At 59.8% G+C, this 11740-nt stretch carries 11 protein-coding genes; 5 read left to right on the forward strand and 6 right to left on the reverse strand.

Annotated features, from left to right (window positions below):
• Window positions 1-221 precede the first annotated feature (221 nt).
• The 5 genes from N181_RS02575 to N181_RS02595 form a co-directional block, all read right to left on the reverse strand.
• Window positions 222-2159, reverse strand: coding sequence for a DUF3604 domain-containing protein (locus tag N181_RS02575; protein ID WP_060563226.1), 1938 nt, complete (start codon window positions 2157-2159; stop codon window positions 222-224).
• 28 nt (window positions 2160-2187) lie between these two features.
• Window positions 2188-2877: a hypothetical protein gene (locus N181_RS02580; RefSeq protein WP_170200662.1), complete on the reverse strand. Its 690-nt coding sequence runs from the start codon at window positions 2875-2877 to the stop codon at window positions 2188-2190.
• An 80-nt stretch (window positions 2878-2957) separates the two neighbouring features.
• Window positions 2958-3974, reverse strand: coding sequence for a HupE/UreJ family protein (locus N181_RS02585; RefSeq protein ID WP_037402062.1), 1017 nt, complete (start codon window positions 3972-3974; stop codon window positions 2958-2960).
• Complete coding sequence (locus N181_RS02590) at window positions 3971-4861, reverse strand: peptidyl-prolyl cis-trans isomerase (RefSeq protein ID WP_037402065.1); 891 nt, start codon at window positions 4859-4861, stop codon at window positions 3971-3973. The genes N181_RS02585 and N181_RS02590 overlap by 4 nt, the downstream gene beginning before the upstream one ends.
• Before the next feature lie 22 nt (window positions 4862-4883).
• On the reverse strand, window positions 4884-5183 hold the full coding sequence (locus N181_RS02595; RefSeq protein ID WP_037402068.1) for a hypothetical protein: 300 nt from the start codon (window positions 5181-5183) through the stop codon (window positions 4884-4886).
• Between the two features lie 136 nt (window positions 5184-5319).
• Between N181_RS02595 and N181_RS02600 the strand changes: the two genes are divergently transcribed.
• Both N181_RS02600 and N181_RS02605 read left to right on the forward strand, forming a co-directional pair.
• Window positions 5320-7101, forward strand: coding sequence for an integral membrane protein (locus N181_RS02600; protein ID WP_037436554.1), 1782 nt, complete (start codon window positions 5320-5322; stop codon window positions 7099-7101).
• Between the two features lie 196 nt (window positions 7102-7297).
• Window positions 7298-8089: a hypothetical protein gene (locus N181_RS02605; RefSeq protein WP_037402074.1), complete on the forward strand. Its 792-nt coding sequence runs from the start codon at window positions 7298-7300 to the stop codon at window positions 8087-8089.
• 277 nt (window positions 8090-8366) lie between these two features.
• On the opposite strand, the gene N181_RS02610 is transcribed toward N181_RS02605, so the two are convergent.
• On the reverse strand, window positions 8367-9812 hold the full coding sequence (locus tag N181_RS02610) for a DUF1254 domain-containing protein (protein ID WP_234886000.1): 1446 nt from the start codon (window positions 9810-9812) through the stop codon (window positions 8367-8369).
• 548 nt (window positions 9813-10360) lie between these two features.
• On the opposite strand from N181_RS02610, the gene N181_RS02615 reads away from it, so the two are divergent.
• From N181_RS02615 to N181_RS30745, 3 genes are all read left to right on the forward strand, one after another.
• Window positions 10361-11170, forward strand: coding sequence for a DUF2092 domain-containing protein (locus N181_RS02615; RefSeq protein ID WP_050994788.1), 810 nt, complete (start codon window positions 10361-10363; stop codon window positions 11168-11170).
• Window positions 11167-11379 carry a hypothetical protein gene (locus N181_RS02620; RefSeq protein ID WP_037402082.1) on the forward strand — a complete coding sequence of 71 codons (213 nt, stop codon included), beginning with the start codon at window positions 11167-11169 and terminating at the stop codon, window positions 11377-11379. Before N181_RS02615 ends, N181_RS02620 begins: the two co-directional genes overlap by 4 nt.
• A gap of 81 nt (window positions 11380-11460) precedes the next feature.
• Window positions 11461-11712, forward strand: coding sequence for a twin-arginine translocation signal domain-containing protein (locus N181_RS30745; RefSeq protein WP_080579315.1), 252 nt, complete (start codon window positions 11461-11463; stop codon window positions 11710-11712).
• Window positions 11713-11740 lie beyond the last annotated feature (28 nt).

Here is an 11740-nt window from a genome sequence, read left to right on the forward strand (position 1 = left end):
TTCACCAGACCACACAGCACCAGGCGTTTCCACACAGCCTCGGTGGAGAGCGGAAGTCCGATGCTCTGCCCCGGACGGCAGGTTCGCGCCCTTCCAGACCTTACCTCGGAAGCTGCGATCGACGCGTCTCGACCCCAAGCGCAGACCTCTGGATAGCCATTTTCACAGGTGCTTTCATAGGCGCGAAGAGCCAACGCCCGACTGTCCTTTCCGCACCAAGATCACTGCGCGGGAGTATACCAGATCGGCGACGTATAGGCGCGCTCCTGCAGCTTCATCGTCGCATCAGCCAGTGGCTTCACGCCGAAGCGCTTGGCATCGTAGGCGGTCCAACGCGGGGTCGGAATTTCGATCACCCTGCCGTAGTAGAAGGCGGGAAGGCTCGCGTCGAAATCCGGGTCCTTCCATACGGCGACGAGTTCAGGTGCCCCGATCGTGTTTGCCCACGTGGCGTTGGCGAGATCCACCGTATCGCCTACAGGCGGCAGGTTGCCGTCGGCACTTGGTTTACGGTCGCCCGCCCAGGCGACATCATAGACTTTCTCCTGTAGCTTGCCATCCTTGTCCATCCAGCCCTTGACGACCTGGTAGCGGTCGAGATTCGCCCCGATCGGATCTTTCAATGCTGCAACGAGGAACGTCGGCGCCTTGCCTCCGGGGGCTGCGCTGAGATCACCGCCCATGGGAACGCCTTTTCGATAGCCGATATTCGCCGGCAGGCGGTCCGCCGCATCCACTTCCACGAAGTCCCAGCCGCCGAAGAAGCGAACGATCATGCGGGGGCCGGTCGTCGCATAGGTTTCCTTGCGCTGCATGGCGTCCCACAGCGATTCGCGCGTGTTCTCCTTCGCCCATACCGCAGCGTAGCCCGCGGCGGAGACCTCCCAGTCCATGATCTTGACGCCGGTCTTGGGGTTGTTGATGAACGCCTCCATCATCCGGTGCGGGCTCGGCTCCTGCGGAACTGTCTTGCCGAAGAAATTGTCCTCCTCCATAGCTGTCAGCGCCGTGTGGGCGTCGCTGCTGCCGACGAGGCCGAACTTGTAGGGGTTGGTGCCGAGTTCCTTTTCGAGCTTCAGCCCATTCTTATAGGCCGAGCGGGCATATTCGAATTCTAGCATCTCCTTCTTCTTCGGCACGCTGCCGTCGAGGTTGCCCTTGTCCCAGACCTCGAAATTGGCGAACTCGTCGTTGGGAGATAGGAAAGGATGGGCCTCCCCGGTGCCCTTCGTTTGCGTGGTCTCGTAGAGCCGTTCCCATTTCGCCCGCTTTTGGACGTATTCGCCATCAAGCTTCTTGCCGAATTCCTCGACGACGGGGAACATCGTTCCGTTGCTCAGATTGCCGTTGTGCGCGATGGCCAGCACGCTGCCGCCGGTCTTCGCTTCGTAGGCCTCCATCCACTTCCACAAGTCGACCGGATTGTCGCTCCCATAGGGCGGGTACACCGTGAAGGGCTCCACCTGGCTCGCCTTGTCGCCATTGTCGCGGAAGATGACATTGCGATGTAGGTTGTTGCCGCCGGTGTTCGAGGTCCACTCGTAGCCAATGAAGGCAGTAAAGCGGCCCGGTTCGTTGTATTGGTCGGCGGCGGCGATCGTCGCCTGCCAGGCGCTCTGGTAGGGGCGCGTTCCGGGGAAATACATGAGATCCTTCGGAAAAGTTCCGTGCGAAAACGCGACGATGATTGCCACTGCCGCATCCGCGCCCCTGCCAGCCTGTATCATGTCGTACCATTGGCGGCCTGTCGGGTCAGCAAGCAGATTCGGCTTGCCCGCGAACAGGTCGGGGAAAAAGCCCATGTTGTCGGAATGATCGGCGACTACGAGGAAATCGAGTGGACGGGACAGTTTTGCGGGCTGACCGGTCGACGAAGTGACCTCCTCACCCCGAGCGAAACGATAGGCATCCGTCGGTCCGAGCCGGGCGCCGAATGCGCCGGCATCCATCGAAAACGAGGTATGCAAATGGGTATCGCCGAAGAACGGCCGCGTCGGAAAGTCCCGCCCGACATAGGGCGAGTAGGCCGGCGGCCGCTGCTGCGCCTCCTCGGCCTTCTTCTCGTCCAGCGTGCCCGTGTCCTGCGCGAAGGCGGGCAACGCAAACACGGACGCCAACAGGCTCGCGAGGGTTGCCTTCTGAAGCAATCTATTCGTCATAGTATTTCCTCCGCAGGATTGTTTTGCCTTAATGACGTACCAGCTCGCAGGCATTTTCGCCGCGGACCTCGGATGCTGGGGATCGGGAAATGGCTCGTGCCGCGAGTGACATGGGTGCAGGTCGCATGAAAGGCGTCGCAGCTTCGCGTACCTCGTTAGCCGGGTTCGGTCTGATCAGATAGCCGCTCTGGTAGGCATCGGGGCTCCTGCCGCTGATCGAACGATAAGCCCCGATGAAATCCGCCTTCTGGCGTTCGGATCCATAAAGGCGGACCAGTCCGAGATGCACCGCCTCGGCCATCGTCAACCGACCGACAGCGACCGCGACAATGACCGCTTCACCGGACGCGAGAACCAGATCCCCTGGCTTCGGACCGGTGACATGAACATCGGTGCTGAGTCCGCCTGGAACAGCTTCGAACCGCGTCCACAACATCGGCTCGATAAGCACAATCGAAAACGACGATGTCGGCACGCCCGAAGCCAAGGTGAACGCCTTTCCAAGCTGCTGCAGCGCGTGTGTCGTCTTGCGATATTTGGAACCAAATAGATCTGGTGCTTCCGCATCGCGGTCGACAGTGGGCAATCGCCGCTCCGCCACGGCGGCCGACATAGCGCCCATGACATGCAGCGCATCCGGATAGACCCAGTTCAGCAGACCGCGCGCCATGGTCACGTCGTCATGATAGCCGCAGGCAACGACCGGCGGCGGCGCCAACGCTAGCAGCACCGCCACAGAAAGCCATGCAAGTGCTGACAGAGGTTTCGAATACCCACCCATGCTTGCCTCCTGGGAGTTCAAGAGATGGAAAACATTGCAATGCGTTGGATCGTCCAGAACATTGCCAAGGTGCCGATTGAGTAGGCCGGGACGCGCAGCGCCCAGACCGGTGGCGTCAGAACAACGCGCCGCGCCGCCACCAAAAGTGCCATTACCGCGGCCACGAAGATGAGCTGACCTGCCTCGACGCCGAGGTTGAAAAAGAGAAGTGCGAGTGGAATGTGCCCGGCCGGCAAGCCGACTTCGCTGAGCGCGCCGGCAAAGCCAAAACCGTGCAGCAGCCCGAAGCTGAAAGCCACGATCCAGGGCGCTCGAGCCGCGACACCTACACGCCCCTGTTGCCTGCGGACAATCTCCACCGCGACGAAGACGATGGAAAGCGCGATCACCGCCTCAACCGGCGCCTGCGGGACGTGGAACAAACCGAGCGTTGCGAGCGCCAGGGTAAGCGAATGGGCAACGGTAAAGGCGGTAACGGTCTTGACCAGCAACATCCTGCCTCGGGTCAGCATGAGAAGAGCCAGGACGAAGAGCAGATGGTCGATGCCAAAGAGGATGTGCTCGATGCCAAGCTTCAGGTACAACCCCGCAACATTCGTTGCCGTATCGCCCACCGGGATGACCGCCGCTGGGTCGCGCGGCGTGAAGCGCCGCGTCCATGTGGTGCCGTCCATGTATTCAATGCGGGCCAGCACGTCCGTCATCGTCGCTTCAAGGCCACCGATCGTCAGCGTCTGGCCACGGAGCCCCTGAGCGTTAAGAGTCCAGCTCTCGATCGCAGCGCCCCCAACCGTGCGGCTGATCGGCATCGATGACCGTGTCTCGCCGGAAAATTGCGGTTTGAGACCCAACTGCATCTCGCCTTGCATCGGCACCTTCCAGAGCACCGAAAATTCGTTCGGCCGTTCCTCGTGCAATTCGAGATAGGCAGGCCGCACCTCGTGCGCCATCGCCGATGGGACCGAAAACAACAACAGCAGGAGCCACGCGGCCGCCAGGCACCTTGTGAGGCGAATTGCGGCAACGCAGGTCATCGCGTCCCGTCCTTGGCGACTGTCAACGGACCGACGAGCGCCTCGACCCGCTCGTCCGCCACGATGTCGTATTTCTTGAACAGTTCCGCGAAATATCGCTCCTCATACGCGCGCCGCTGTTGCTCGTGCCATTGTTCGAGCACCTGGACCTTTACTTGGGCGAAAGGGCTCACCTCTCCAGGGATCATCTCCGAAACCCGGACGAGATGCAGCCCATAGGCAGACTCGATCGGCCCGCTCCATGCACCCGGCGGGAGCGAGAATATCTCGCGTGCAAAGTCCTGACCGAAGCGCGCGGTCACGGTGTTCAGGTCAGCACCGCCTATTTCTGCTTCGATCAGCAGCCGATCGCCTTCGTTGGTAATCTGCTCCGGCCCTCCATCAGCCGCGAGTCTCACCAGTGTTTGTTGTGCGTCCGTTGCTGCGTTCACCCGCTTCGAGCGGTCGAAGAAAACGTGCACGAACGATACCCGCCCTGTACGACGGAAGTTGTCCTTATGCGCATCGTAGAACTGCCGCAGGTCACTCTCGTCGGGCTCCGAAATCCGGGCGGTGTCTTCGATCAGGAAGGTCATCTTTTGCGCGAGCCGGCGGCGCACGACCGTGTCATCCTTGTCGAGGCCCAACTCACGCGCCTCGCGCGCGAGTAGCTCTTCCTTCAGGAGGTTCGCGACAAGGCCGCGTAGTTCTTCGGGAGATGGAGTTCTCTGCCATTGCCGCGTCCAGGTTTCGCTCACCCAGCGCAGTTCGCCCTCACCGACGCGAATCTCGCGCACGCTGCTCGCTTGACTCCGCGTCTCAACGCCGTCATCGAGCCAGGTGTAGGCGACGAACAATCCGGCGCCGGCCAGAAGAAAATGGAAAAAAGGTTCCCTCAGCAGCTTCATGATAGGCTTCCCCGATAGTCAGCTAATGCTTCGGCGGTCGGGAGATAGGAATGATCTTCACGCGCTGAAGCGCCTGTTCTATTTCTTGGGCTAGGTCTTCCACCAATCCCTCGTATTCGACACGGCGTTCGGTGCGCACTGTTTCCGGCAATTGATCGATCGTAGTGAGGACCTGTTCGGCGGCTGCGAGATCATCGCACATCCCGCGAAAGCTCTCCTCTCGAGCGAAAAGTTCCTGGATCTGGGGCGCATATATTGGAAACCGGCGCATTGCCGCACTTAGGCCAAGGTCCTCGCCAGCGCCTCCGGATCGCTTGTTCATCCTTCAATTCCTGGACTGGAGCGATTTCTCAACCATTCGGCCACCATATGGCGTAATATCAATTCAAGGGCGTAAATTACGCGAGCATACTGAAGCAACCGGCGAAAACCACTGCGGCCTGCGGGAGTGGGAAGGCATGGTCCATACCCGTTCTATTCAGCAAAGCATTTCAGTTACTCCAGCTTTACCGAGCGAGGCCGAAATTCGCGCGGAGCTCGATCGGATTCAATCAAGTCCGGAATTCAATGTACCGGAGCGTGCGCGCAAGTTTCTCGTTTATGTTGTTGAAGAGGCAGTTGCTGATCGGGCGGATCGCATAAAAGCCTACTCGATCGCCATGGAAGTGTTCGGTCGTGATGCATCGTTCGATGCGCAAACTGATCCCGTGGTGCGGATCGAGGCAGGCCGTCTTCGAAGGGCGCTCGAACGATACTACTTCACGGCGGGCGAAAACGACCCGCTCGTCGTGACCATTCCGAAAGGCGCTTATGTTCCGGTTTTCACCCGACGTGATCGGTCGACGTCCCTGCCGCCTATAGACTCCGTTCAAAAGGAGCCAGTCATCCCCAGCCGATCAGGTATGCGGCAATGGATACTGTGGGGGCTTGTCGCAGTGACCGGCATTCTATTGGTGCTCTCTTTCGGCGGCCTCTTGCGCTTCAACAGAACAGAAGAGGGGTCGGTCGTAAGCGCGTACCAAGCTGGGCGCGCGACACCGAATGTTCCGAGGCTACTTGTCACGCCGTTCGAAGATCTGTCAGACAATGAGCGCTCGGCGATCGTCGCAAGAGGACTGACCGACAAGGTCATCGAGCACATCGCCAAATTCAAAGAAATCGTCGTGGTCACCCAGAGGCAGCCGGCGGCCACAGGTGAATTTCATTCAGAGAGCACCCCGGCGGCGCGCTATGTGCTCGCAGGCGGCGTGCGGATTGATGGCGATAAACTGCGATTGACGGCACGTCTGGTAAACCAATCGGACGGATCGATTGCGTGGGCCGACAGCTACAGCGAGAATCTCCGGGTCAGCGAACTCATGGATCTGGAGACCAACGTGGCTCGCGCCGTCGCCACCGCGGTGGCACAACCCTATGGCATAATTTTTCGCACGGACGCGTCGCATGCGGCAAATCTGCCGCCGGACGACTGGCAGGCCTATGAGTGCACGCTGGCCTATTACGGTTATCGAGCCGATCTGACGCCGCGGACTCACGCATCCGTTCAAGGTTGCCTGAAGCGCGCCGTTGAAAGGTTTCCCGGCTATGCGACGGCCTGGGCACTCCTGTCTCTCACTTACCTCGATGAGTTTCGGTTCCGTTACCGTCTTAATCCACCTTCGCCGCCGCCGCTCGAACTTGCTTTCGGGGCCGCACGGCGGGCCGTCGAACTGGATCCGCAGAACGTCCGCGGTCTACAAGCCGAAATGCTTACGTTTTTCTTCCGTGGGGATGTCGATACCGCTCTGGCAATTGGCGCTCGTGCCTTCTCGATCAATCCGAACGACCCAGAGCTCAGTGCTGAGTATGGTTTTCGGCTCGCCCTGTCGGGCGAATGGGAGTCGGGTTGCGACCTCGTCGCGGACGCCGTCTCCAGAAATCCAGGCCCGCTCGGTTATTTCGAAACGTCCCTCGCGCTCTGCGCCTATATGCAGCAGGATTATGCCGCGGCAGACCAATTGATCAGGGCCGCCGATGTCCAAGCAAATCCCATATTCCATTTCGTTGTCGCCGCGATCTCGGGGCAACTCGGCAAAACGGCTGAGGCCGCGCGCGAGCGACGATGGATCGAAGCCAACGCGGCCGATCTCCTGAGCAACGTGCGGCGAGAGGTTGCCATGCGAATCTACCGCCCGGAAGACCAGGCGCATTTCATCAGCGGGCTGGTGAAGGCGGGCTTACCCGTTCCAGAGTTCCAATAGGACAAGGCGCAGTAAAATTGATCGCCTTGATGCGTTCAGACGAGATCCAAGCCGTACCAGGTGCTCTCCATAAAAGAGAAAAGGGCCGACCATCCGATACCCAGCGGCTGCAATAAAATGCAGTAGCCAAAATCAATATGTTTCGACATGATCGAACTCGCGGGCGGTTTGGGGATGAAACTACCGGAGGGGAAATATGAGCCTTGGAACTGCACGTAGTCTGACCTTTGTCGCGAGCCTTCTACTTGGCGGAGGCGTCATGGCTGCCGACGTCTATTCGCCAATGACGCCTGAAGTTCCCCAAACCGAAACGGAAGATGGGTGGACGTTCACTTTCGCTCCCTATTTCTGGGCGGCGGGGATATCAGGCGACGTGGCCCAATTCGGACTGCCGGCCGTGGAAATCGATTCCAGCTTCAGCGATATCTTAGACCATCTGGACTTCGGAGCCATGGCGATCGGTGAAGCGCGATATGGCCGATACAGCGTTTTCGGCGATGTCATGTACTCCAAGATATCGGGCTCTGCCGGTACACCCAGAGGGATCGTTGCCTCGAGCGTTGAAGTGTCGACGGAGACGTTTGCTGGCCTGATGGGCGTCGGCTACTCGATCGTCGATGACGAAACTGTGCGTCTTGATGTGGTGGGTGGAGCAAGGGTGTGGTCTGTCGACACCGACCTCTCGTTCAGCGGTGGTCTTCTGGATGGTGTGTCGCGAAGCGATGGCGCGACATGGGTGGATGCGATGGCCGGCTTTCGGGGGAATTACTCGATCACGCCGGAGATCTATCTGACCGGATGGGGCCTGATCGGCGCCGGGGCAGCCGATCTCGATTGGGATGTTGCCGCAGCGGTCGGTTACCGCTTCAGCGACAGTATTTCCGCGGTTGTCGGCTACCGCGCCTTGGGCGTCGACTACAGTAATGACGGATTTGTATTCGATGTCGTGGAGCAAGGTCCGATTCTCGGAGTAGTCGTGCGTTTCTAGGGCGCGTACTCATAAAGCCGGTTTTGTAAGCGCGGTTCGCTGAATGTCCGCGTCGCTCCGAAACCGACTGAATTGCTGGGTCGCCGCGAACTGCCGCACGGGCCAGCAGCGAACTCGGGTTTGCCGCGGAGCGCCGAGCATTGCGTCACACCGCTCGTTGCCGCCGCGCGGCGTCGGGTCGTCGCTAAGGATCGCGGACGAAATCGGCGTTCGGCCAATTTTATGGATACGCCACGCCCACGACCTGCGGTCAGCTGCCGCCTCATGAACTTGCAAATCAGTTTACCAGTTCTACATCCGGCATCTCCCACGACCTATTCCAGAACTCCTCCGTGCCGCCATAGATGCGGACGGTCGGAAGGGGCGCCTTGCCAGACGTCGGAATCCAGTTGCTTTCCAGCCCCTCGGGCGCTTTCGGTCCGAAATAGAGGGTGGTACTGCCGTCGGAGTTCCTTTTCATGTTTGGCAGATCAAAGGAATCCAGCCCGGCCCGCTCCAGGGGGTTGTAGATGAAAGCAAACGTTTCCAGGTCATATACAATCAGCGACCAAAACTGCGTGACCGGCACCTTCGCGGGCATTGTGAACTTGTAGGTCTTTCCAGCCTGCAACACTTTGCCGTTATTGTCGGCCAGCGCGAATAGATATTGCGTCGCCGGCTTGGCACCCAGCTTTTTGGGATAGTTGACGCCGACGAAATACCGATCGGCGCGATTGTCGAGGTCGATCGAATCAGCCGTCACATAGACGAACTCACGGTTCGGATCAGCGAACAATCCGTCATTCCAATGCTTGCCTTTCCACCATACCCGCGTCGGATCGGTCGGGTTCAGGAACCGCTGCATCAGGTAGTAATAGGCATCGATCGCGCCCTGTCGCATCGCCTGTTTCGTCTTGGCGTCCGGGTTGAAGGGTTTGCCCTTCTCGATGCCGAGCGAGGCCAGCATCCCCATCATCACCTTGTCGCGCGGGTCGACGTTTTCGACACTGACGATGGCGTAAAGGTCGTCGAACCAGCGCTCGTCATAGAAAGGCAGGGTCGAGTAGCGCATCTCGCTCGGATCGACGAAGCGCGTCGGCTTCGGATCGTTCAGGTAATACATCTTGAGCGTCTTGGAGTAGGCATAGGCATCTTCGGTCGTTGCTGTCGCGCTCTTGATCGAGCGGAACGCGAACACGACGCGGTAACTCGCGCTCTTGACCTCAATGTAGCCTGCCGGAACCGGGTGCTGGTAACCGGGAGGAGTCAGCAGAATCTTGCCGCCGTTACCCTCATCAATGCCCGAGGGGCCGATATCGGCGATGGTGATTTGCCAGTGATCCACGATCTGTCCGTAAAGACTGGCCTTGTCCGTTGCCGCCGGGATCTCAACGACCACCGGGCCTTTGCGCAGATCGGTCGACGCAAGGATGTAGGGCGTAACGTTGTTGGCCGTCAGCAACTCGACGTTCGGTCTGGCCGGGGTCGACCAGGCAAGGATCGTGTTGTCACCAGCACCGAGTTCCTGGGTGCCCCGTATGAAGCCGTAACTGCCTATCGCCGGCATCGACCAGAGTACCGCTTCGAAAGCGCGCTGGTATTTCACCTGGTAATCCAAATCAGCCACCGATGGCTTCGACCCAGGTGCGGGTTGTCCACCACGCGGCTCGGTTTGTGGGCTGGCGGATCCGACCACCGCCAGCCCACAAGCGAGTGCGGCAGCGAGGATGGTTGCTGTTTTCACGGTCGTTTTCCTTCGCTGGCTTAAGGTAGAGGCGAAGCACGCGCCCGATGCGGCAGAAGTTGCGCCTTTATGCGGCCGCGCACTCTGCCCGGATGCCAGGGGCACAGGCCCATGCTGCGCCTGTCGGGGCTTGCTTGCAACGACTCCCGATCGGCCGTGCGACATACCAGGTTCGTGTCGATGTTCGGAAAGGGGCCGATGTGTTGAAGAAGGCCGCTATGAACAGTGCAAGGAGCGCCGTCTCCGGACTCTGACTAGTGCGCGCACTAAGATCGTGTCGGCTTCCGTCAACCACGTAATCACCACGTAACTTACACACCCCTTCTGGCAAGACCAGGCGACCGCGCGTAGCATTCAGCCAACTGGTCGCGCTCGGTGCTGCGAAGTGAAGTGACACCACACCACCCCACAAGGAGCAGGCGTTCTCGGCGGCAAAGCGACAGTGCCGGCCCGTTGACATGCCCTCGCTTCTGGAGAGTTGACGACAATCGCGGGCGCTGCCGCCGCAAATAACCTGCGGCAAGCAAGCCTAATGGAGGGCGTTCCAGATGCATGGCGTAGTCGGAAAATCGGCAAGGATCGCTAAGGCTGGTCTGTCTGCCGCAGCGCTCATTCTGGCACTTGGATGGGGACCATCGGCGGCTAACGCGGACGAGGCCGAGGCCAAAGCCCTGTTCAAGGCCATGTCGGACTACCTCGCAAGCCAGCAGCTGATAGCGTTCGAGTACGATACGAACCTCGAAATCGTCACCACCGATCAGCAGAAGCTTGCGCTTGCGAGTTCGGGCACGGTCACACTCTCCCGGCCCGACAAGATTCGCGCTACGCGCAACGGAGGATTTGCGGAGGTCGAATTGATATTCGACGGCAAGACGCTAACCCTCCTTCGCAAGACCGATAATCTCTATGCTCAGGTCGAGGTGTCTGGCTCGATCGATCACTTGGTCGACGAATTAAGGGAAAAATACCACCGACCGGTCCCCGGCGCCGATCTGCTCACGTCGAACGTCTACGATCAGTTGATGCCTCTTGTCGTCGACACGAAGGACCTCGGCAGCGGCGTGATCGGCGGCGTCGAATGCAATCATCTCGCCTTTAGAACGGAGGAGGTCGATTGGCAGATCTGGATCGCGATGGGCGAGCGTCCTTATCCCTGCCGTTATGTGATTACCAGCAAGCAGGTTGCCGGCTTCCCGCAATACACGGCTCAAATCAGAGATTGGAAGGCGGGCGACGAGGTGGCGGCCGGTGATTTCGGCTTCAAGAATCAAACCAACGCCAAGAAGGTGGAGCCGAGCGAACTCCCCGATATGGATGAATTACCTGACAGTCTCGCCCCAGGAGGAAAGCCACAATGAGGACGTCGAAACGACTCGGACTGTATTTGCTGATGGCGCTTGTCGGCCTCGGCGGTCTCGAACTCGGCGAACGCATCGCGATCCCGGGCGTGCACGGCTTCGTCTCGGCAGCCGAGGCCCGCGTCGGTCGGCCGCGGACGCCGGTGAGCGTCGCCGGCGTAGCGCGCCGGACCGTAAGGCGCTGCGCGGTAGGCGTATATTATTGTTAAGCCGCCCGAGAGTCCGCGGCGGACGTGGCAACCGCTGCAAGGCCCGAGATTTCGGACACGAACCGACAGGGTCATCGAACCATGACACATGACTCACAAGAAGAGAAAATCAACGGTGATGAAGCTGGCCCTGGTCAGCGACCGATAAGTCGCCGCGATGCGCTCAAGGCAGCGGGTCTGGCTGGAGCCGCGGCTCTATCGACGGGGGCCGTGTCAACGGCGCAGGCGGCTGATGAGACGCCAACCGCAGCCCAGGCAAAGAATCCTTACGGCGGCGTGCCAGCGGTGGAATCACGCTTCCACCCTATTACCGTCCCACGCCGAGCCTGGTGAGCAACAACGTCTACTATCCGGGCCAGGA

The organism is Sinorhizobium fredii USDA 205, assembly GCF_001461695.1.
Lineage (GTDB): Bacteria > Pseudomonadota > Alphaproteobacteria > Rhizobiales > Rhizobiaceae > Sinorhizobium > Sinorhizobium fredii.

Bases quoted from the DNA above. Each gene is read 5' to 3' on its own strand.
- N181_RS02595 (WP_037402068.1), bottom strand. From the start codon at position 5,183: ATGAACAAGCGATCCGGAGGCGCTGGCGAGGACCTTGGCCTAAGTGCG.
- N181_RS02590 (WP_037402065.1), bottom strand. From the start codon at position 4,861: ATGAAGCTGCTGAGGGAACCTTTTTTCCATTTTCTTCTGGCCGGCGCC.
- N181_RS02620 (WP_037402082.1), top strand. From the start codon at position 11,167: ATGAGGACGTCGAAACGACTCGGACTGTATTTGCTGATGGCGCTTGTC.
- N181_RS30745 (WP_080579315.1), top strand. From the start codon at position 11,461: ATGACACATGACTCACAAGAAGAGAAAATCAACGGTGATGAAGCTGGC.
- N181_RS02605 (WP_037402074.1), top strand. From the start codon at position 7,298: ATGAGCCTTGGAACTGCACGTAGTCTGACCTTTGTCGCGAGCCTTCTA.
- N181_RS02615 (WP_050994788.1), top strand. From the start codon at position 10,361: ATGCATGGCGTAGTCGGAAAATCGGCAAGGATCGCTAAGGCTGGTCTG.
- N181_RS02575 (WP_060563226.1), bottom strand. From the start codon at position 2,159: ATGACGAATAGATTGCTTCAGAAGGCAACCCTCGCGAGCCTGTTGGCG.
- N181_RS02585 (WP_037402062.1), bottom strand. From the start codon at position 3,974: ATGACCTGCGTTGCCGCAATTCGCCTCACAAGGTGCCTGGCGGCCGCG.
- N181_RS02600 (WP_037436554.1), top strand. From the start codon at position 5,320: ATGGTCCATACCCGTTCTATTCAGCAAAGCATTTCAGTTACTCCAGCT.